This is a genomic window from Cupriavidus sp. FW306-01-F10A, assembly GCF_058782785.1.
Map to the genome: position 1 here is coordinate 106,647 of NZ_JBYSYA010000016.1, position 19,954 is coordinate 126,600.

Here is a 19,954-nt window from a genome sequence, read left to right on the forward strand (position 1 = left end):
ATGGAAGCCGTCGTCTCGCGCCATGTGGCCGGCATGCCCCAGTTGGCATATACCGGCCTGTCAGAGAACTGGCTGCTGAAGACCTGCGGCGACCTGCACTGGCGCCTGCAGGCCGCCGGCGCCGGCCTGGGGGTGCCGGACTTCAGGGATGCCGGAGGCCATCCGGTGTATGCGGCGTTCACCGCGATCCGCGTGCGCGACGCGGCGCCGCAAACGATCGGCGAGCACGCCGAGTTCAGCATCGGCTCGCGCATCGTGCCAGCGGGCGGCGTGAAGCACCTCAGCGAACATACCGTCGACATGCAGGGGGACCGCCGCGCCAGCGTGACGATGCTGTCCACCTTCATCCGCCGCACGCGTGAGCGGGACAACCGCTCGGTCGTGCGCACCATGCCGACCGTGGCCGCGCAGTGGGCCGGCGCCGGCTCGTCGGCCCAGGCGGCGGAACTGTCGCTGCTGGCACGGCGTTTTCGCTGCGGCGATTGGGGTACGCATCTCGGGCTCGATCAGGCCCGGCATCGCGTCTGCCACGCGGCCGAATACTTGCCGTGCCCCTGCAACGACTTCAACGGCGCCGACCTGCTGTACTTCGCCAGCTTCCAGGCCATGGTCGATCGCGCGGAATGGCAATGGCGCCGCGACGCGGATCCGCCCACGGTGTTCGCGCGGGACCTGTTCTTCCATGGCAACGTCAATGTCGGCGAGTCGCTGGAGCTGACCTTTTCCGCGCTGCGCGAGGACGAGGAGGGATTGACGCACTGGTGTGAGATCCGACGCAGCCGCGACGGCGAGAAGATCGCCGATGTGGTCACGCAGAAGCGCTGGAGGCAGCGATGAACGCGAAACGGGATGACCCGGCAGGCGCCCTTGAGCTGAAGCCGGTCTACGGGCCCGGCGACCTGACTGGCCTTGGCCACCTGGGCGGCATGCCCGGCGAGGCCCCGTTCGTTCGTGGCCCCTATCCCTCCATGTACCGCGGCAGGCCATGGACCATCCGCCAGTACGGGGGATACGGCGACGCCGCGACGTCGAACCTCGCCTATCGCGAGGCTTTGAAGCAGGGCGCGCAGGGCTTGTCGGTGGCCTTCGACCTGCCGACCCATCGCGGCTACGATTCCGACGATCCACTGGCGCAGGCCGATGTCGGCATGGCCGGTGTGGCCATCGACTCGGTCGACGATATGCGGCGCCTGTTCGAAGGCATTGCGCTGGACCGTGTGTCGGTATCGATGACAATGAGTGGTGCGGTGCTCCCCGTACTGGCAGCGTTCCTGGTCGCGGCCGAGGAATCGGGCGTCCCGTTCGAACAGCTGCGCGGCACCATCCAGAACGACATCCTCAAGGAGTTCATGGTCCGGAACACCTGGATCCATGCGCCGCAGCCGTCGCTGCGCATCGCCACCGACGTGGTCGAATGGCTGGCGGCGCATGCGCCGAAATTCAATGGCATGTCGATCTCGGGCTATCACTTCCAGGAAGCGGGAGCCGATCCGGTGCTGGAACTGGCGCTGACACTGGCCAATGCCAGGACCTATGTCGGCCTGCTGCGTGAGCGTGGCCTTGATGTCGACGCATTCTGCGGCGGACTAAGCTTCTTTTTCGGCGTCGGCAAGCAATTCTTCATTGAGATCGCCAAGCTGCGCGCCGCGCGGCTCCTGTGGCACGACATCGTGCGCGAACTGGGTGGCACCAGCGCGCGCGCCATGGCGATGCGCATGCATTGCCAGACTTCGGGCTGGACGCTCGCCGCGCAGCAGCCGCTCAACAATATCGCGCGCACCACGGTCGAGGCGATGGCTGCGATCTTTGGCGGTACGCAGTCGCTGCATACCAACGGCTTTGACGAGGCGCTGGCATTGCCGGGCGCGCAGGCCTCGCGGCTGGCTCGCGATACGCAACTGGTCCTCCAGCATGAATTTGGCCTGTGCGAGGTGGCGGACCCGTGGGCGGGCTCCTACCTGATCGAGTCGCTGACCGGCCGCATGGTGACGGAGGTTCGCGCGGTGCTGGCGCACATCGATGCCCAGGGTGGCACCCTGGCAGCCCTCGAATCCGGCTGGGTGCAGCGGCGCATCCACCAGGCTGCGCTGCGGACGCAGGCTCGGCTCGATGCGCAGGAAGAGGTCGTGGTGGGTGTCAACCGCTACCAGGAGCCCGACGGCAATGGCCAGGAATGCCTGGAGATCGACGGTACCCGGGTGCGCGTGCAACAGGCACGCCGCCTGGACGCGCTGCGCAGCCGCCGCGATGACGCTGCGGTCAGGCATGCGCTGGCGGCGCTGACCGAGGCCGCCAAGCGCGGCGGGCCCCAACCTGCTCGCCGGTGCAATCGACGCGATGCGTTGCCGCGCCACGGTCGGGGAATGTACCCGGGCGCTGCTCCAGGTCTGGCCGCGCCATACGGTGCGGGCGTCCTACGACGCTGCGCTGTACGGCACGGCTCGCGCCGGCAACAAGGAATGGCTGGCGGCCTGCGAGTGCGTCAGTGCGCTGCGCGAGCGGCTCGGCCGCGCGCCCCGGATCTTCGTGGCCAAGCTCGGCCAGGATGGCCACGACCGCGGTGCGAAAGCGGTGGCGGCCGGGCTTGCCGATGCCGGGTTCGTCGTCGAACTGACGCCGCTGTTCCAGTCCGCCGATGCGGTTGCGTCTGCCGCCTGCGATGGAGACTTCGATGCCATCGGCATCTCCACGCTTGGCGGCGCGCATCTGGATCTGCTGCCGGCGCTGCTACACGCCTTGCGGCAGCGCGACTCCGATGTGCCGGTCTTCGTCGGCGGCATTGTTCCGGCAGGCCACAGCCGCTTGCTGCGCCAGTGCGGTGTGCAGGGGATTTTCGGACCGGGCACGCCGATGGAGATCATCGTGAGCACCATCGTGGCTGCGCTCACGTTGTCGAGGATGCTTACGGCCGTCCGCGCCTTTCCATTGACGCCTCCCGTTTGCTATCCAGACCATGACGGTAAAAATCTCCTCATTGAGCTGAGTTTCTGCAGTTTTCCCGGGACCACGCGGCGGGATGCATGATCTGCGTACTGGCGCCGATGCACTTCCTGGGATCGGTGCTGGGAGCGGCAAGCGCGAAAACGCCAACAGAAACCTCAGATAAGCGTGACGTCCTCGATCGCCACGTCGCCCACCAGCATGTAGCCGGGCGCATGCGTGATACACAGCGGCAGCCGCGTCTGCACGGCCGCGGCCTGAGGCGTCACGCCGCAGCCCCAGAATACCGGGATCTCGCCTGGCAGGATGGCGGTGGGCTCGCCTTCGTCGGGACGGTTGACGTCTGCAATGCCGATCGCTGACGGATCGCCGGCATGCACCGGTTTGCCATGCGCTGCCGGCAACGCTGCGCAGATCTCGCTGGCGCGCGCGGCCTGTGCCGGCGTATAGGGGCGCATCGACACTACCATCGGCCCGCGGAACGGCCCCACCTGCGTGGTCTTGATGCTGGTGCGGTACATCGGCACCACCTTGCCTTCATCGACATGCCGCACGGCCAGGCCGGCGCGCTGAAGCGCATCTTCGAAGGACAGCGAGCAGCCCAGCACGAAGCCGACAAAGTCGTCGCGCCACAACGCGCCGATGTCGCCGCACTCTCCGGCCAGCTTGCCATCGCGCCAGATCCGGTAGCGCGGCAGGTCGGTGCGCAGGTCGATATCTTCGCCCAGCCCCGGCACCAGCGGCGAGCCAGGCTCGGTCATGCCGATCAGCGGGCAGGGCACGGGGTTGGCACGGCAATAGCCGAGGAAATCGTCGGCCCACTGGCGTGGCAGGATCATCAGGTTGCCCTGCACGCGGCCGGGCGCCATGCCGGCAGTGTGCCCGTGCCAGGCACCGCTGCGGATGGCGGCGCGCGCGGTGGCCGGGCTGGCTGCCCAGCCGGGCAGCGCAACGGTAGCGTCATGCATGTCAGGTCGCTCCAGGCCGGTGGCGCATTAGCGCTGCGCCTCGCGCGAGGTTTCCCTGACGCGCAGCAGCCCAAGCAATGCGATGCCCGAGCCGCCCATCAGCAGGTACGCGGGCGAGAGCAGGTTGCCGGTGGCGCCGATCAGCGCGGTAGCCACATATGGCGTCACGCCCCCGCCGAGGATGGCGCCAAGGTTGAAGCTGAAGGCCATGCCGGAATAGCGCACGCGGGTCGGGAACTGCTCGGCGTAGGTGGGATAGCCGACGGACTGCACGATCGGCATCGGCAGCGCCACGATCAGCATGGCGAGGAAGGCCAGGCCGATATTCTGCTGGTCCATCAGCGCCATCATCGGCACCACCAGCACGATGTAGCCGACAAAGCCGATGGCGAGCACCTTGCGCCGGCCCAGGCGGTCGGAAAGGGCGCCCCAGAACGGCATCAGCACCGCCATGGTGAGGCTGACGAAGGCCATGATCCAGTAGACGCTGGCCTTGTCGTACTTGAGGTAGGTGGTCATGTAGATGTTCATGAACACCAGGCCCACCCAATAGCCCACATTCTGCCCGAAGGACAACACCAGCACCTTGAGCACCGCGGGCGTGTGCTGGCTGAACACTTCCTTCAGCGGTGCCTTGGGCGGTTCGTTGTGTTGCTGGAAATGCTGGAATGCCACCGACTCTTCCACGCGCTTACGCACCAGGAACGAGATCATCACCATCGGGATGGCGCTCAGGAACGGGATGCGCCAGCCCCATGCCGTCATGGCTTCGCTGCCGAGGATGGAGGTGGTCAGCCCGCACACGGTTGCCGCCAGTGCGCCGCCGATGGCCACACCCACCGGCGTGAACGAGCCGAAGAAGCCGCGCCTGCCGGATGGTGCCGATTCGGCCACGTATGCCGCCGCGCCCGTGACTTCGCCGCCGGCGAAGAACCCTTGCACCAGCCGGATCAGCAGCAGCAACAGCGGCGCCGCAAGGCCCGCGCTCGCGGCAACGGGCAGCACGCCGATGGCGGCAGTGGCAACGCCCATGCCGATCACGGTGACCAGCAGCACGGCGCGTCGGCCGATGCGGTCGCCGAGCCGGCCCAGCACGATGCCGCCGATCGGGCGCATCAGGAAGGCGCTGCCGAAAACCGCCAGGATCGCCAGTAGCGACGCGGTGGCGTTGTCGCCCGGAAAGAACAGCGGCCCGATGGTGGCGGCCAGGTAGCCATAGATGCCGAATTCGTAGTACTCGATGGCTGTGCCGGCAGCGGCGGCCACCGCGGCCTTGCGGGCCACGGCGACATCGCCGGTGACTGGGGCCGAGATGGGGGCCGAGGCAGGGGCATCCGCCAGCGGCAGCGTGGAAGTGGGGGCGTTGGACATGATCACGTTTCCAGAAACAGGGTGAAAGAAGCCGCGCCGGCTGCCGGTGGCATCCTGCGGGTCCCGGGGTCTGAGCATGAATACCGGTACGCTGCGCCGCTGTAACCGCGGCTGCGTACCTGTTGTTAATGGACTGCCTGCTTTGTCAGGTCAGTCCTTGCTGCATTCACAGCGTTAATGCACGCATGGAAGCTCTGTTTTTTTCAGCAACAAACGTGCCAGTCAAAATCAACTGTGAAATTCCGTGGGAATAAGCGCGACTTGTCCTGGTCGGTGATGACCATCCATTTTGCTGTCTCCTTTTATTCGGTTGCGCCAGAATGAACTGGCTGGGTGCATGCCGTGTTCTCTTGCGGGGCACGGCATGCACTGCTGCCGCCGTATTACTGCCTGTTCATTGCTTCAGTACGGGCACTCATTAATGAGGTAATTCGCGTGCTCCCGTTCAGATAACGCATCAACAGCTACTGTCATTCCCGCGAAGGCGGGAATGACGGTGGTTAAATCAGCCCGCGGGAATAAACGCGCCCAATACCTGCCCTTCCTCGACTGGCTCACCCTCACCAACCAGGTACTCAGCCACATAACCGTCGGCGGGCGCTTCCACGGGAATTTCCATTTTCATGGATTCAATAATCACCAGCGTGGCATCGCGCGCTTGCGCAACATTTGGCACGGCCACGATCTTCCACAACGTACCGGTGGTCTCCGCGACGATGGGCAAGGCGTTCGGTTGGTCTGGCATGGGGGCTCTTGATTTGTTGATCCGGATTAGGGAGGGAGGCAGTCAGCGAACCGCCGTGGTACGCGGGGCGCGGACCGTAATGCCTTCGGCCTCCAGAGCGGCGCGAATATCGCGCGCGAAGCCGGCCGCGCCGGGCTGATCGCCATGGATGCACAGCGTGTCGGCGCGCACCGGCACGTCGGTGCCCTGCTGCGAGCGCACCACGCCGTCGCGGACCATGCGCAGCACCTGCGCCACCGCGGTGCCGACGTCGGTGATCATCGCGCCGGGCTGTCCGCGCGGCGTCAGCGATCCGTCCGCCTGGTAGCTGCGGTCGGCAAATACTTCCTCGGCGACCGCCAGGCCGGCCTCCCGCGCGGCGCGCACCATTGCCGAGCCGGCCAGGCCAAAGAACAGCAGGGCAGGGTTGACGTCGCGCACGGCTTCAGCAAGGGCGCGCGCCATGCCGTCGTCGCGCGCCGCCATGTTGTACAGCGCGCCGTGGGGTTTTACATGGGCGAGGCAACTGCCGGCGGCGCGGGCAAAGGCCTGCACTGCGCCGACCTGGTAGACGGTCAGGTTGTAGATCTCGCCTGCCGACAGCGTCATGGCGCGGCGGCCGAAGCCCTGCAGGTCGGCAAAGCCGGGATGCGCGCCCACCGCCACGCCCCGGGCCACCGCGGCCCGCACCGTTGCGGCGATGGTCTGCGGATCGCCGGCATGCAGGCCGCACGCGATGTTGGCGGAGCTGATATGGTGCAGCACCGCCGCGTCATCGCCAAGGCGGTAGATGCCAAAGCTTTCGCCCAGGTCGCTGTTGAAATCGATCTTAGCCATGGCCGCGCTCCAGCGCCGCGAAGGCCGCATCCTGCAACTGCGCGAGCCGTTGCGCTTCCTCCAGCTCGACCACGGTGAAGCGCACGCTCTCACCGGGCATGCGCTGCGCCAGCCGCGGCAGGTCCACGGCGCAGACATGGGCGATCTTGGGATAGCCGCCCGTGGTCTGGCGGTCTGCCATCAGCACGATCGGCTGGCCGTCGGGCGGCACCTGGATCGTGCCGAATGCCACCGCTTCGGACCACATCTCGCGCGGCGAGGACAGGGCCAGCGCCGGCCCTTCGAGGCGGTAGCCCATCCGGTCGGACTGCGCACCGATACGGAACTCCGCGCTGGTGAATGCCGCCTGCGCGGCGGCGCTGAAGTCATCCCACTCGCGCCCGCGCACCACGCGCAGCGGGGCCTCGGGCGCTGCCACGATGCCGGCGGCGAAGCGCGCCTGCGGCAGAGCCTCGGGCAGCGCGGCACGCGGGGCGCACAAGCCGATCACATCGGCCTTGCGCAGCGGCTTGCCCTGCAAGCCGCCATATCCGCCACGCACGAAGGTGCTGTGGCTGTTCATGACCGGATCCAGCGCAAAGCCGCCTGCCACTGCCAGGTAGGCGCGCAGCCCGCTCTTGCGCTTGCCGAAGCTCAGCGTCGCGCCGGCCGGCACCACGCATGCCTGCGCGGTGGGCAGTGGCGTGCCGTCGATGCTTGCGTCGAGATCGGCGCCGCAGACCCCCACGGCAGTGGCCGCGTCAAAGCGCAGCGTGGGGCCCATCAGTGTGATCTCCAGGGTCGCGGTGTCCTGCGTATTGCCGACCAGCGCATTGGCCAGCCGATGCGCGCGCTCGTCCATGACGCCGTTGGCGGGCACGCCGAGCTGCTGGTAGCCGACGCGGCCGAGGTCCTGGAACGTGCTCAGCGCACCGGGCTTGATCACCTCGATGGCGGCGCCGGTTGGTTGTACCGGTGTAGTGGTCATCGAATCGCTCCATGGGCCGGTGAGGGGGTGCCTTGCGACGCGGCAATGTCGTCGAACTGTGCGGCCGAGACCGGCACGAAGCGCACCTGGTCGCCTGCATTGAGCAGGCAAGGCGCATCGCGGTGCGGATCGAACAAGGCCAGTGGCGTGCGCCCGATCAGGTTCCAGCCGCCGGGCAGCACCATCGGATAGATCACGGACTGGCAGTTGGCCAGCCCGATCGAGCCGGCGGGCACGGCGGTGCGCGGCGTGGTGCGCCGTGGCGGGGCCAGGCGTGCGTCGAACTTGCCCACATACGGGTGGCCGGGCGCGAAACCCAGCATCAGCACTTCGACCGGCGCCGCACTATGCAGCGCGATCACAGCATCGGGCGCGAGCCCGCAGCTTGCGGCCACCTCCTCAAGATCAGGCCCGTGGTCGCCGCCGTAGCAGACCGGGATCTCGACCACGCGAGCGGAGGCGGTCAAGGCGCCGAGTGGCTCGGCAAGCAGCACGGACAGCGCTGCGCTCAGCGCCTGGAACGGTGCCGTGCCTGGCGCGGCGCTAACGGCGGACGGACGGTAGTGGATGCCCACGGTCGCCAGCGCGGGCACGATATCGGTCACGCCCGGCAATGCGGCGGCACCAATGCGCGCCGCCGCGGCGCAGGCTCGTCGATTGGCAGTGCTCAATGCGGTGGCATCACGGCCGGCCTCGAATGCAACCACGAGCAGGCGATCGCCCGACGGTTCGATGCGCCACGGGATGGCCGCGGCGGGTGCCATGTCGAGAGGCAGCGCGTTCATGGTTGCACCTCGGGCTGCACCTCGCTGGCGACGGCAGGCGCAGCCGCGTGCGGCGCCGCGCTCGCGCCGATCAGCCGGGCGCTCTCGCGCGTGACGAAGCCGGTATCGACCTGGCCCGCGCGGAAGTCGGGGTGCGCCAGCACGTTGCCAAGGAACTCGACGTTATGGCGAATCCCTTCGATGCGCGTCTGCGCCAGCGCGTCCAGCATCGCCTGGCGCGCAGACTCGCGCCCGGCGCCGTGCGTGATCAGCTTGGCGATCATCGGGTCGTAGTAGGGCGTGATGGTGTCGCCCGCGCGCACGCCGGTGTCGACGCGCAACGCCGGCATCGCTGGCAGCGCGAAGGCCGACAGCTTGCCCGGCGACGGCATGAAATGGCGAGCCGGGTTTTCGGCATATAGCCGGCACTCGATCGCCGCGCCCTGGCGGCGGATGTCGGCTTGCGCAACCCGCGCGAGGGTGCCGGCTGCAAGCCGGATCTGCGCCTGCACCAGGTCCCAGCCGGTGACCGCCTCGGTGACACCGTGCTCGACCTGGATGCGGGTATTCATCTCGAGGAAGAAGAACTCGCCGCTGTCGGCATCGACGATGAACTCGACCGTGCCGGCACCGCGGTAGCGTTGCGATTCGGCCAGCGCGACGGCCGCGGCAGTCATGCGTGCCAGCACCGCGGGCGGCAGGCCGGGTGCCGGGCTTTCTTCGATGATCTTCTGGAAGCGGCGCTGCACCGAGCATTCACGCTCGAACAGATGCACGGCCGTGCCGTCGCCATAGCCGAATACCTGGACTTCGATATGGCGTGCGCGCGCGACGTAGCGCTCCAGGTAAACGCTGCCGTCGCCGAAGGCCTTGAGCGCGAGCGCCTGCGTGGAGGCCGCCGTGGCTGCCAGCGTGTCGGGGCTATCGACGCGTTTCATGCCGATGCCGCCGCCACCGCCTGCGGCCTTGACCAGCAGCGGATAGCCGACTTGCGCGGCAGCGTCTTCCAGGCCAGCCAGCTCACCGGGCAGGAAGCGGATGCTGCCCGGCAGGACCGGCACCCCGCAGGCGGCTGCGATCTCGCGCGCGCGGTTCTTGTCGCCCATGTTCTCGATCGATTCGACCGAGGGCCCGATCCAGCGCATGCCGGCGGCCTCGGCGGCCTGGGCAAAGGCAGTGTTCTCGGAGAGGAATCCGTAGCCCGGATGCACGCCGTCGGCGCCATGCGCCAGGCCGGCTGCCAGGACGGCTTCGGTATTCAGATAGCTTTGTGCCGCTGGGGCGGGGCCGATGGACATGGCCACGTCGGCCATCTGGCAATGCAGTGCACCGGCGTCGGCCTCGGAATACACGGCCACGGTCTTGATGCCAAGCGCCTGTGCGGCGCGGATGATGCGACAATGGTGCGCATCGGTGCCATCGCCTCGGCGCAAGCCACCTTCCTGGCCGATGCCATTGCCGCGTTCCGGGCCGAACTGCCCGGCTGTCGTGTGCGGATAGTGCCCGGCGTTTCGCTCAACCTGCTCGGCCAGGTCGACGCCGGCGAGATCGACATCGCCGTCATGATCCGGCCGCCCTATGCGTTGCCCGCCGAACTGGAATGGCGCCCGCTGCTGGAAGAGCCCTTCGAACTGCTGGCGCCCGCCGCGCGGGCCGGCATGGACTGGAGGGACGCAATTTCCACGGCGCCCTTTATCCGCTATGACCGGGCTTCGTTCGGCGGCAGGCTGGTCGACCAGTTCCTGCGCAAACAACGAATCGCGCCTCAGGAAGCCATCGAGCTCGACGAACTCGAAGGCATCGTGCAACTGGTGGCGCGCGGGCTCGGCGTGGGCCTGTTGCCTCGCATGCTTGCCGGTGGCGCGCGGCCGCCGGGCGTGACGGCACTACCGCTTGGCGACGACACGTTCTATCGCGAGGTGGGACTCGTCGAGCGCGCGCGGCACAGCCGGCAGCCAGTCGCGAGCCGCCTTGCCGACCATATCGGCAAGGCGGCGCAGGCGATGGTGGCGTCGGATCGAAGCGATCGGCCCTGACCTGCAGCGCAGGTTCCGTGTCTTCGGGCGCGGCGGGGCGATCTTCTATGGGCTGTCGGTGCTCGACATCGCCCTGTCGGACATCTCATTCTGCACGGAGAGCAAGGGAATTCTGCTCAGTGCGCCTTCCCACGAAAGTCCAGCGGCACCGGCTGGGTCAGCGTCTCGGGGCGCAGGATGCGGTCGAGTTCCTCTTTAGACAGCAAGCCCTTGCGCAAGACGATTTCATAGACGCTGCCGCCCGTGGCGTGCGCTTCCTGCGCAACGGCGGTCGCGTTCGCATAGCCGATGTAGGGGTTGAGCGCCGTCACGACGCCGATCGAGTTCTCGACCGTGGCGCGCAGCCGGTCGGCATTCGCGGTGATGCCTTTGACGCAGCGCTCGGCGAGCGTCAGGCAGCCGTTGCGCAGATGGCTGACGCTCTTGAACAGGCTGTGCGCGATGATCGGCTCGAACGCATTGAGCTGGAGCTGGCCGGCCTCGGCCGCAAAGCTGACAGTGACGTCATTGCCGATGACTTCGAAGGCGATCTGATTCACGACTTCGGGGATCACCGGATTCACCTTGCCGGGCATGATGCTCGAGCCGGCCTGCATCGGCGGCAAGTTGATCTCGCCCAGGCCAGCGCGTGGACCGCTGGATAGCAGCCGCAGGTCGTTACAGGTCTTCGACAGCTTCACGGCAACGCGCTTCAACACGCCGGAGAGCTGCACGAAGGCGCCGCAGTCCTGCGTGGCCTCGATCAGATTGGGTGCGGTCTCCAGCGGGATGCCGGTGATCTCGCGCAGGCGCCGCAGCACCACCGGCGCATACGACGGATGCGCGGTGATGCCGGTGCCGATCGCGGTGGCACCGAGGTTGATCTCGCAGATCAGCATCGCGGCTTCGCGCAGGCGCGCCTCGTCCTCTCCGAGCATCACGGCGTAGGTGCTGAATTCCTGGCCGAGCGTCATCGGCACGGCGTCCTGCAACTGAGTGCGGCCCATCTTGATGATGTGGGCGAACTCGTCGGCCTTCGCCTCGAAGGCCCGTCGCAGCACCGCCATGGCGTCCACAAGACCGGCGATACCGAACCACGTAGCGACCTTCAGCGCGCTCGGGTAGACATCGTTGGTGCTCTGGCCGATGTTGACGTGCTCGTTCGGGTGCAGGTGCTGGTACTCGCCCTTCTGATGGCCGAGCAGTTCGAGCGCGCGGTTGGCGATCACCTCATTGGCGTTCATGTTGGTCGAGGTGCCGGCGCCGCCCTGAATCACATCGACGACAAACTGGTCGCGCAGCTTCCCGGCAATCAGCTCCTGGCAGGCGCCGACGATCGCGTCGCAGCGCGCCTTGTCGAGCAGGCCCAGCTCATGGTTGGCCTGCGCCGCGGCCTGCTTGATCGCCGCCAGCGCCTTGATCAGCTCCGGGTAGATGGAGATCGGGGTGCCTGTGATAGGGAAATTCTCGACGGCGCGCAACGTATGCACGCCGTAGTAGGCCTGGACCGGGACTTTACGGTCACCCAGGAGGTCATGTTCGGTTCTGAAGAGTCCGGCAGTCATGGTTACGCCCCTCGCGCAAATTGGGTTCAGCACTGTTGGCGAAGTCTATGGAATCGGCCGCGCCTGCACCACGTTCGATGCCAAGATTTCATGGGTTGTCGGGGCGCAATGCATGGTTATGCAGAAATGGCATAACCGTGGATTCGGTTCTGCCGGTCGCCTTCGCACCTGCTAGGGCAATCTGATGGCAAGTTACGTAAGCGGCGCATTTTGCGTGATGACTTGGGGGAGGCCCCGAGCGGGTGCCCGGTATTGCCCGATGTTGCCGCGGCTCACCGGGGCTTTCCTACTCGTGCCGCCTGGATGGCGATGCTTCCGCTTGCTGAGATGTCCGACAACCGGGTCGCGACCTTCCCGCGTTTCGTATTTGCACCAGAACCTTCGCCCTACCGCGTGGCGAACGCCAGCCGCGGTGGCGCTTCTGGCACCGCGCAGCGAACGCGCCGGTCGCGCTCCGGCAGTGTCAGCTGGGTATGTGGCGGCGCGGCTCGCCGCACGCCGAGGATTTCCGCTACATTGGCTTGCGGGCGGAGCAGCGGCCGCAGCAGCGAGGCGGGTCCTGTGAGCAGCGGCGTCACGCCCGGGCCGTGCCCGCTGACCGTGCTGTCGCCGTGCACCACGACGCCGATGGTCACGCGGTCATTGGCGTAGCGCGGCCCCCGCCGCGTATCGGCGCCGATGATCGCCACCATATCGCCGAAGCGCAGGCTGCCCAGACGGTAGCGCTCACGTGCCTGCCGGTCCGACAGCTGGATATCGTAATCCCCGCGCCATGCATTGTTCTTTCCCAGCCCGGAGCCCATGACGCGCGCCGGCACCAGATGCGTGACCGGCGCATGGAGCTGGCCATCGCGCTCCAGCAGGCCCCATCGCGCCAGCAGGCGCGGCGAGCAGTTGAGGACTTCGATTCGGGGGTGGTCGCGGAGTCGTAATCCCAGTCCATGCGAAAGAATCTGGATGCGGTCGCCGATGCAAAGGCGCACCAGCACCTCCGTGGGAAAGTCCACCAGCACGTGGTTGACGCCGCCGTGCTTGCCCGTCACCACACCAGTCCGGCCCGCGCACGCTCCGTTGACCACACGGGCCGGATTGCCGACGCAGGCATAGGTCAGCAGGGCGCTGTTGGGTCCGTCGCGTGGGCCGACGATCTCGCGCCCGTTGTTGTGCAGGGCGACCCCCGGCTCGATATGGTCGCCCGCCAACCCGACGCAAGGATCGCCGATGCGCTTATTGACCACGATGCCGCCGGTACCTGGCAGGACGCGCGGCACGCCGTCGTAGCCAATGCGGTAGGGCGAGGCGCGCCCCACGGGATGGGCGATCTGCCCAAGGACGGACACCGCCACGAGTTCGTCGGCATTGATTCGGGGAACGGGGCGTGCACCGTCGCGGCCGGCCGGACGGGACAGGGCTTGCTGGACGAGCGGAATCGGGCGGGACATGGGAGCCATCTCCTATCGCATCCTGCGCACCACGGTGGCGGCGACCTGCGGCTGTCTCGGCGCGCGCCGGTTCTCGGCCGCGACGGTGTCGTAGACGGTGTGCGCGATATGGTGCAGCTCCGCATCGGTCACGCGTCCGCTGACCTGATAGAACAGGCGCACGCGCTGCGGCAGCCCGGGCACGGCGCTGGTCCGAGACTGGCGCATATGGCGCCGCACCTGGTCCACGTCGCGCACCACCTGTCGCGCAAGATGGCCCAGGCGTAGCCGTCCGTTGGCGTCGCGGTAATCGGTTGCGTGTAGCAGCTTGCTTTCGAGGCCGGCCGGCAGGCGCTTGGGGGCAGCCGGCATCGGCGTGAGATCGAGCACCGAGCCGCCCCTGCGCGGGCCGATGCGGAGCTGGTTGCGCACATCGAAGCCGCGCAGGCACAGGCGTTCGACCAGGATCTGCTCGGCGCAACGGCCACGCAGGTTATTGATGACGATGAGCGCCGGACGCTGCCCGCGCGGCCGGGCCTCAGCGGCGGCCAGATCACGGCATGCCAGATGCCGGGCGCGCGAGGCCGGCAGGCATTCGTTGCGGCCGACGGCAGGGTCGGCATCCCCGGCGCGTCCGCGCTCGCGCGTCCAGTGCCGAACGGCATCGTCAAGCATGGCGTCGACGAACTGGTCGATTGCTGCGCTCATGCTTCGGCTCCTTGCGGGGCCGGTGTGCCGATCGCCGGCGTGGGGCAAAGGGGATACCACCAGGCGGTGGCTTGCTGCCAGGGGTCGGCATGATGGCCGGTCCCGACCAGCGGGCCATCGACGCAAGCATGGTGCGGCGACGACGCCATCACATGCAGCGCGGCCAGCCTGGGCAGGCGTTCGGCGAGCCCGGCCACGCCTGCCGCTGCCAGTGCGTCGCGCAGCAGCGAGCGCTCGGCGCCGAACAGGGATTCGGAAGGCAGCGGGTCCAGATGCCGCACGTCGACGCCGCTTCGCCACAGGGCATCCACCGGCCACGGTGCGCCGTCACCATCAAGCGTGGTCAGCACGATGGCGGCATCGAGCGTGGCGGAGAGTGCGAGCGTGTCGAGGGCGATGGCGAGCGGATCCCACCAGGGGGAGGGCATTGGGCCGAGCGCCGGCCTTGCTCCCTCGCAGCGGCGCAGCAGGGCGTCGAGCAGGACCTCGTAGCGCTCGACCACGGCATGGTCGGCAGCGTCGCCAAGCTGGGAACCGGCCACGTTGTCTCCGACCCAGCGAAACGGCCACGACGCGGCATCGGTGCAGTCGCGCATCGCGATCCACGCAATCAGAGCGGGTTCGAGCGGCGGCGGCACGGCGCCGCCGCTGTCCAGTGCCGCGCCGTTGGCCGAGAGGCTCGGCAGTACCATCTCGCTCGCATCGATGACCTGCCAGAACGCGCGCGTGAGCCAGGGCTCCAGCACCCGCGTGAGCCGCAACGCCAGGCTCGGCCCCCAGGGCGACCCGAGCACCAGCGCGGGATCGAGGATGCAGGCGAGCTTGCGTTGCCGTACCGATACGATCATGTCCTCAGCATGCATGGCGGGGCGTCTCCGTGTCAGCCGCGGTCAGGGATGCGCAAATGTACGGCGCGCCACGGTCAGGCCGCAGCCTGCGGCACGCCGAGCACGCTGTTCAGCGCGTGTGTCACGCCGGGGAATCCTCGGCCCTCGGGCGTCATCCGGTACGCGGCGACCCACGCTTCCGCGTGCGCGCCCATGGGCCGCACCACGCTCTGGAACAGGATCGGATCGGTTGCGGTCTTGAAATCATTGTCCGCAACAAACTGCAGGATCCGCCGGCCGCTTTCGGCCATCTTGGCCCGTTGCGAGGGCTCGGCCACCCCGCCGAGATAGCGATTCGAGACGATCTCGACCACATCCCACTTGGTGTTGGCGTCAAAGGCCTTCTTGATGTCGGGCGAATCCAGCAGCTTGAGCACCTGGATCAGGTAATGCCCGGTTTCCATCGCGAGCGCGAAGATATTGCCGTAGGTGGACCGGTCCAGCGCATAGCGCAGGTCGAGTCCGATGCGCTGGATGGTGCCGACGCTGCCGAAGGGACGCTGGTCGATCAGCTGTCCGCCCCGGATGACTTCGCCGATCAGCAGATCGCGGAAGTACTGGCCCATCGCCACCATGAAGCCGACCATCTGGCGATGGAAATTGCGGTTGACCACTGCGCCGGCCGGGGCCTGCGCGGTGCCATAGTTGAAGGCGCGCCGATAGGCCACCATGCGGTCCTGCCGGGTGTAGCGCAGTGGCCGCCATTTTTCGAGCAGATAGAGTCCGCGCGCGCCGGGGCCGCGCTGGATGCGCATCTTCCCCAGGCGGAACAAGCGCAGCAGGGTCTCCACCACCTCAAAGATCTTCATGCGCTCGTGCTGATAGATAAAGTACAGCTCGGCAGCCGCATGCAACTGGCTCGGGATGATTGAATCGTCGAAGTCAGGCTGTACATAGGGATAGCCGATCTTCTCGAAGCCGACTGCCCCCTGCGGACCGAGGCCGAGCAGATCGAAGAAGCCTTCCTCCCCGCTGCCATTGGGTTTGGACAACAGCTCAGAGTAACGCTGCTCGAACTGCGACGCGAAGGCGTCGCGCTGGTCGGGCGGCAGGCTGGCCAGCTGCTCCTGCAGAAAGGTCTCCCACAGGCGCTGAATGGTTTCGGTGGTCTGGAAGTTCATGATGCGCTCCGTCGTCGGGGGTCAGGCCTTGGCAGGGCCGCCGTCGGGACCCGCAGGGCCCGCTCCGGTACCGTCGGCGCCAGTACCTTCGGCGCCGTCGAAGGCATCAGCCGCACCGGGAGTGAGAGGGGCGGGGGCAGCGGCGGGCGGCACGGCGGACGTGCCCGGCGTAAGGAGTCGCCGGCGATTCCGTTCCCCCAACTCGTGCGCGATACGATCGATCGAGCCGTCCGGATGCGGCGGAATCTGCGGGGCGTGCTCGCGATAGTCGCGGTTGCGCCGGTGCCACTCGGGCACGCGCTGCTCGATCATCATCAACGCGCCGCGCTGGTATCCCGGCAGCATTCCGATATTGCCAAAGGTCCCCATATGTGGCGGACTGTGATAGACGGGGGCGAGCGTCGCATCTGCAAGCACATCCGAGGCCGGAATGCAGCCGGATGTCATCTGTTCGACGATGGGCCGCAGTGCGCGCTCGGCCTGCAGCTGGAGCACAAGCTCGCCATGCATCAGCCAGGCGAGCGGTGTTGGTCCTGCCGGCCCTGTCAGATCGAAGTGATCAATGGTGTGCTTGTCCCATACACCCCATTGGGGCGCGGGGATGACCGGATCCTGCAGGGCGGCGAAGCTGACCCCTGCCGGGATCAGCAGTGCGGCCATTTCCGACAGCATTGCGCCCGTCGGGTTGTCGGGATTGGTGATGTCCTTCATCGGTGCAGCGGCATCGAGCCAGACATTGGGGTAACGCAGCGCCAGCGCAAAGATGGCGTGGGCGGCGGCACGCTGTTCCGGCATGCCAAACTCTTCGGTGCCGTTGGCGTAGAGATCGATTGCGCGGTCGAGATCGTGCAGGACGCGGTCAAGCAGGACCTGCAGCTTGAGCGTATCGGGGTCGCAGTCGCAACGGGTGACACAGTCGATGGTCGAAGCAAATCTGCCGCGCAGACTGACCAGATTCATCAGGCGCTGCTCGGCAAAGGTGGTGCCGCTCCCTCCGTAAAGGCCATACATCAGTACGCTGGGACGCGCAATGCGCAGGAGGCGCAGGCCGCCGGAAGCCTGGAAGCCGTCCACGAACAACTGCAGGGCGTCCTGGAACGCCAGCAGCGGTGGCGCGTCGCGGACCGGCAGGTGCAGCGTCACCTGCACGAAGCGCGAGAACCGCCCGAGCATGTTCCATGCGGTCGCGCCGACCCGGCGCAGCCCGTCGCTCGAGCCTCCCGCACACAGCTGGATCATTTCGTCCATCGCACGGGAAAGGTCGGCTTCGTGGAGCAGTGCCCGCAGGTCCGACTGGCCATGCGCTTCGAGACTGGCGTGCAGGCCGCGATAGGCGGCCAGGCCTCGCGGCATCGTGTTCTGGTCCAGCGATTCCTGAGCCACGCCCGACATATTGCGCAGGCACACCAGCACCTGGTCGCGCCGCGCCTGCAGTTCAGAGTAGGGCACGCGCAGTAATGTGCGCCCGCCCTGGAAGCCTGTATTGGCGAGCGCCTCGCCCATCAACACCAGAAGCACCGCAGCCACTTCGTCGAGGCTCTGCCCGAGATTGCGATAGCTTTCGTTCAGCTCGGTGGACAGCGCGCCCACCATCCGCGCCAGCCTGGCATATTCGCCCAGGCGCCGCCGTGCGGCGAAAGCCCGGTCCCGGCTGTAGGGGTCGAGGGACTGGCGTGCCGCCGCGACGCCATCGTCGATGGTGAGGGACAGGGTCTGATGCCACCCCTCCAGCTCTGGCCGGATGTCCTTGGTCAGGTTGCTCGCGATCAGTTGCTGCAGATCCTGCTCCACATCCGCCCGGGCCTGATCCAGATCCAGATTGGTCGCGGTCGCCTCCGGCGCAGCGATGGCCGAGGGCCGTGGAGCCGCGGTATTCAGGAACGGCAGTCCCTGAGCCTCGCCGCCGATACCCTGCGCGCGCGCGTCGGACTGGTAACGGTCCAGCAATGCTCTCGCGATCTGCTGGGCGTCGTTGGGATCTCCGATCTTCAGTTCGCGCCGCAGCAGGGTATCGAAGGCGAGTCGCTGGCTGTTTCCGATGCTCGTGGGTTTGCCGTCGGAGCCGGACGGAACCGGTTGGGGAATCGCGGGATAGGCCATGGTGATCCTCTGTTGCGTTGAACGGCGTGATGCGTGTTGTCGTGCGCGCCTACGACACCAGGTGCAATAGCGCAGGTTGCGGCTCGTACGGCGCTGCGCGCGGGCGTCGCGAGGCCATGCGCGCGCTCAGCTGGCCGATCACGCAGTGCGCGAGGCGCCTCGGCGGGATGCGCCCGTCCACTATCGCGTAGTGCGCGGCGCTCACGAGGTGGCGGGGAGGCAGTCCGGTTTCACGTTCGGACGCAAGCAGCCGCGCGCCTTCGCGAATGGCCGCCTCGTCGTCACGCGAGAAGGGAATGATGTCGGCCAGGGCGCGCTGGGCGAGGTTGCGGCGCGTCTGGAACGCAATCTCGTCGACGACGTCCGGGACGATGCGCGGCACGCTCTGCATCAGCGCGGCGGGTATGCGGTGCCCGGCGGAGGGCTGGTACAGGTTTTGCCAAACCCGTAACAGCCGTGCGGCGTCGCGCGTGAAGCCGAGCCGGCGTAGCATTTCGGCCAGCAGGTAGACACGCAGGTAGGCGGTGGGATGCGCGCCGCCGGGCCGGTAGGTCATGGTGCGCGGCTGGGGGTGCGCGAGGAAATCCGCCATGCCCCAGGCCGCCGCCGGGCCACCGAGCAGGATGGCCGCGAGGTCCGCGAAGATCTCCTTGTGCCAGCGGCCGTAGACGGTGGCGAGAAAGGGATCGCGCGTCTTGCCCATGGTGCGCCTGAGTACGGCCTGGCGGTTCTCCCTCCAGATGCCGAGGTCGGCCTGCAGGTTGTGTGCGACTTCATGCAGGAAGACCGATTGCCATGGCTGGTCTCGGTCCCAGGGTATGCGGATCAGCGGAAAGGGATTGGTCTCGCCGAGCAGCCGCGACAGCGCCACGCCACGGCGCATCGTCGCGGGAGAATAGCCGTGCTCCATGTAGCAGACCGGCTTGAGCAGCGGGCCATCGAAGACGCGCGGCGCGGCGCGTCGAACGGCGCGGTAGCAGTCTTCGGCGATGACGTCGTGCGCGGCGAGCGACGGGCCGAAGCTCGTGCCCCGCTGCGCGAACACTTCGTAGAACATGCCGAACAGCCGCCGCGCGCGGTCAAGTTCGCGCTCGACCAGCGCCACCTCGATCAACACCCGTTGCGCAGGCCTCTGCTGCCAGTCCGGCAGCATCTGATCGAAGCGCGCGCGGATGCGTTGCTCGGCCTGGGCCAGCCGCGCGTTGGCCGTGTCGAAATGTTGCTGCGAAGGCGCATGGGGCATGTCTTGCGGGCGCAGTCCGACAAAGGCGTTGTCGACCCGGGCCAGCCGCGACAGGCGCGCGGACAGGCCGCGAATCTTTGCGCTCAGGAATCGCTGCAGGTTCATGGCCGGCCCCCGTTCCGATCGGTGTCACTGGCGACGATTCATGCGCCACGGACGATGATGGTCACCGGCCCGCGCACATGCATGCGACGGCCGCCGCAGTGTGGGCAGCCGACGCCATGGCCGCCATAGTTGCGGGACTGGGCGCGCGGGCCGGTTGCCGCGACACGGCGCGCTAACGGCGCTATCGTGCGCGCGGCGGCCTGCGCGCCGCGGCCGCG

At 67.5% G+C, this 19,954-nt stretch carries 16 protein-coding genes and 2 pseudogenes; 3 read left to right on the top strand and 15 right to left on the bottom strand.

The window, feature by feature from the left end:
• Complete coding sequence (locus AC3WLF_RS21990) at window positions 1–837, top strand: Pnap_2097 family protein (RefSeq protein ID WP_492317800.1); 837 nt, start codon at window positions 1–3, stop codon at window positions 835–837.
• Window positions 834–3,024, top strand: a pseudogene (gene scpA, locus AC3WLF_RS21995) (methylmalonyl-CoA mutase). Before AC3WLF_RS21990 ends, scpA begins: the two are co-directional and overlap by 4 nt.
• Before the next feature lie 74 nt (window positions 3,025–3,098).
• On the opposite strand, the gene AC3WLF_RS22000 reads toward scpA, so the two are convergent.
• The 7 genes from AC3WLF_RS22000 to AC3WLF_RS22030 all read right to left on the bottom strand — a co-directional run bounded on the left by AC3WLF_RS22000 (window position 3,099) and on the right by AC3WLF_RS22030 (window position 10,004).
• Window positions 3,099–3,908, bottom strand: a complete 810-nt coding sequence (locus AC3WLF_RS22000) for a putative hydro-lyase (RefSeq protein WP_492317798.1) — start codon at window positions 3,906–3,908, stop codon at window positions 3,099–3,101.
• Window positions 3,909–3,935: 27 nt separating this feature from the next.
• Entirely contained in the window at window positions 3,936–5,279 is a 1,344-nt protein-coding gene (locus AC3WLF_RS22005; RefSeq protein WP_492358832.1) for an MFS transporter, read from the bottom strand.
• Between the two features lie 505 nt (window positions 5,280–5,784).
• Window positions 5,785–6,024, bottom strand: coding sequence for an acyl-CoA carboxylase biotin carboxyl carrier protein subunit (locus AC3WLF_RS22010; RefSeq protein WP_492317796.1), 240 nt, complete (start codon window positions 6,022–6,024; stop codon window positions 5,785–5,787).
• A 42-nt stretch (window positions 6,025–6,066) separates the two neighbouring features.
• Window positions 6,067–6,840, bottom strand: a complete 774-nt coding sequence (locus AC3WLF_RS22015) for a LamB/YcsF family protein (protein WP_492317795.1) — start codon at window positions 6,838–6,840, stop codon at window positions 6,067–6,069.
• Window positions 6,833–7,807 (bottom strand): 5-oxoprolinase subunit C family protein, encoded by a 975-nt coding sequence (locus AC3WLF_RS22020; protein ID WP_492317794.1) that lies wholly within the window; start codon window positions 7,805–7,807, stop codon window positions 6,833–6,835. Before AC3WLF_RS22020 ends, AC3WLF_RS22015 begins: the two co-directional genes overlap by 8 nt.
• The gene (gene pxpB / locus AC3WLF_RS22025; RefSeq protein WP_492358833.1) at window positions 7,804–8,592 is read right to left on the bottom strand and encodes a 5-oxoprolinase subunit PxpB; all 789 of its coding nucleotides are present in this window, start codon (window positions 8,590–8,592) and stop codon (window positions 7,804–7,806) included. The genes AC3WLF_RS22020 and pxpB overlap by 4 nt, the downstream gene beginning before the upstream one ends.
• The gene (locus AC3WLF_RS22030; RefSeq protein ID WP_492358834.1) at window positions 8,589–10,004 is read right to left on the bottom strand and encodes an acetyl-CoA carboxylase biotin carboxylase subunit; all 1,416 of its coding nucleotides are present in this window, start codon (window positions 10,002–10,004) and stop codon (window positions 8,589–8,591) included. Before AC3WLF_RS22030 ends, pxpB begins: the two co-directional genes overlap by 4 nt.
• Here AC3WLF_RS22030 and AC3WLF_RS22035 point away from each other — a divergent pair.
• Window positions 9,972–10,607, top strand: a pseudogene (locus tag AC3WLF_RS22035) (LysR substrate-binding domain-containing protein); the annotation flags it as partial. The gene AC3WLF_RS22030 and the pseudogene AC3WLF_RS22035 overlap by 33 nt on opposite strands.
• 116 nt (window positions 10,608–10,723) lie before the next feature.
• On the opposite strand, the gene aspA reads toward AC3WLF_RS22035, so the two are convergent.
• From aspA to AC3WLF_RS22075, 8 genes are all read right to left on the bottom strand, one after another.
• Window positions 10,724–12,151: an aspartate ammonia-lyase gene (gene aspA, locus AC3WLF_RS22040; RefSeq protein ID WP_492358835.1), complete on the bottom strand. Its 1,428-nt coding sequence runs from the start codon at window positions 12,149–12,151 to the stop codon at window positions 10,724–10,726.
• Between the two features lie 386 nt (window positions 12,152–12,537).
• The gene (locus AC3WLF_RS22045; RefSeq protein WP_492317789.1) at window positions 12,538–13,593 is read right to left on the bottom strand and encodes a DUF4438 domain-containing protein; all 1,056 of its coding nucleotides are present in this window, start codon (window positions 13,591–13,593) and stop codon (window positions 12,538–12,540) included.
• Window positions 13,594–13,605: 12 nt separating this feature from the next.
• Window positions 13,606–14,280, bottom strand: a complete 675-nt coding sequence (locus AC3WLF_RS22050) for a hypothetical protein (RefSeq protein WP_492317788.1) — start codon at window positions 14,278–14,280, stop codon at window positions 13,606–13,608.
• The gene (locus AC3WLF_RS22055) at window positions 14,277–15,143 is read right to left on the bottom strand and encodes a hypothetical protein (protein WP_492317787.1); all 867 of its coding nucleotides are present in this window, start codon (window positions 15,141–15,143) and stop codon (window positions 14,277–14,279) included. The genes AC3WLF_RS22050 and AC3WLF_RS22055 overlap by 4 nt, the downstream gene beginning before the upstream one ends.
• 59 nt (window positions 15,144–15,202) lie before the next feature.
• Window positions 15,203–16,288 (bottom strand): hypothetical protein, encoded by a 1,086-nt coding sequence (locus tag AC3WLF_RS22060; RefSeq protein WP_010811754.1) that lies wholly within the window; start codon window positions 16,286–16,288, stop codon window positions 15,203–15,205.
• 21 nt (window positions 16,289–16,309) lie between these two features.
• A complete protein-coding gene (locus AC3WLF_RS22065) occupies window positions 16,310–18,388 on the bottom strand; it encodes a hypothetical protein (protein WP_492356838.1) in 2,079 nt (692 codons plus the stop codon).
• A 49-nt stretch (window positions 18,389–18,437) separates the two neighbouring features.
• Window positions 18,438–19,736, bottom strand: coding sequence for a hypothetical protein (locus AC3WLF_RS22070; RefSeq protein WP_492317785.1), 1,299 nt, complete (start codon window positions 19,734–19,736; stop codon window positions 18,438–18,440).
• 38 nt (window positions 19,737–19,774) lie between these two features.
• Window positions 19,775–19,954, bottom strand: a 180-nt coding sequence (locus tag AC3WLF_RS22075) for a hypothetical protein (RefSeq protein WP_454751083.1), incomplete at its 5' end; no start/stop codon positions are given.

Bases quoted from the DNA above. Each gene is read 5' to 3' on its own strand.
- aspA (WP_492358835.1), bottom strand. From the start codon at position 12,151: ATGACTGCCGGACTCTTCAGAACCGAACATGACCTCCTGGGTGACCGT.
- AC3WLF_RS22070 (WP_492317785.1), bottom strand. From the start codon at position 19,736: ATGAACCTGCAGCGATTCCTGAGCGCAAAGATTCGCGGCCTGTCCGCG.
- AC3WLF_RS22015 (WP_492317795.1), bottom strand. From the start codon at position 6,840: ATGGCTAAGATCGATTTCAACAGCGACCTGGGCGAAAGCTTTGGCATC.
- AC3WLF_RS22060 (WP_010811754.1), bottom strand. From the start codon at position 16,288: ATGAACTTCCAGACCACCGAAACCATTCAGCGCCTGTGGGAGACCTTT.
- pxpB (WP_492358833.1), bottom strand. From the start codon at position 8,592: ATGAACGCGCTGCCTCTCGACATGGCACCCGCCGCGGCCATCCCGTGG.
- AC3WLF_RS22065 (WP_492356838.1), bottom strand. From the start codon at position 18,388: ATGGCCTATCCCGCGATTCCCCAACCGGTTCCGTCCGGCTCCGACGGC.
- AC3WLF_RS22045 (WP_492317789.1), bottom strand. From the start codon at position 13,593: ATGTCCCGCCCGATTCCGCTCGTCCAGCAAGCCCTGTCCCGTCCGGCC.
- AC3WLF_RS22010 (WP_492317796.1), bottom strand. From the start codon at position 6,024: ATGCCAGACCAACCGAACGCCTTGCCCATCGTCGCGGAGACCACCGGT.
- AC3WLF_RS22055 (WP_492317787.1), bottom strand. From the start codon at position 15,143: ATGCATGCTGAGGACATGATCGTATCGGTACGGCAACGCAAGCTCGCC.
- AC3WLF_RS22050 (WP_492317788.1), bottom strand. From the start codon at position 14,280: ATGAGCGCAGCAATCGACCAGTTCGTCGACGCCATGCTTGACGATGCC.
- AC3WLF_RS21990 (WP_492317800.1), top strand. From the start codon at position 1: ATGGAAGCCGTCGTCTCGCGCCATGTGGCCGGCATGCCCCAGTTGGCA.
- AC3WLF_RS22020 (WP_492317794.1), bottom strand. From the start codon at position 7,807: ATGACCACTACACCGGTACAACCAACCGGCGCCGCCATCGAGGTGATC.
- AC3WLF_RS22005 (WP_492358832.1), bottom strand. From the start codon at position 5,279: ATGTCCAACGCCCCCACTTCCACGCTGCCGCTGGCGGATGCCCCTGCC.
- AC3WLF_RS22000 (WP_492317798.1), bottom strand. From the start codon at position 3,908: ATGCATGACGCTACCGTTGCGCTGCCCGGCTGGGCAGCCAGCCCGGCC.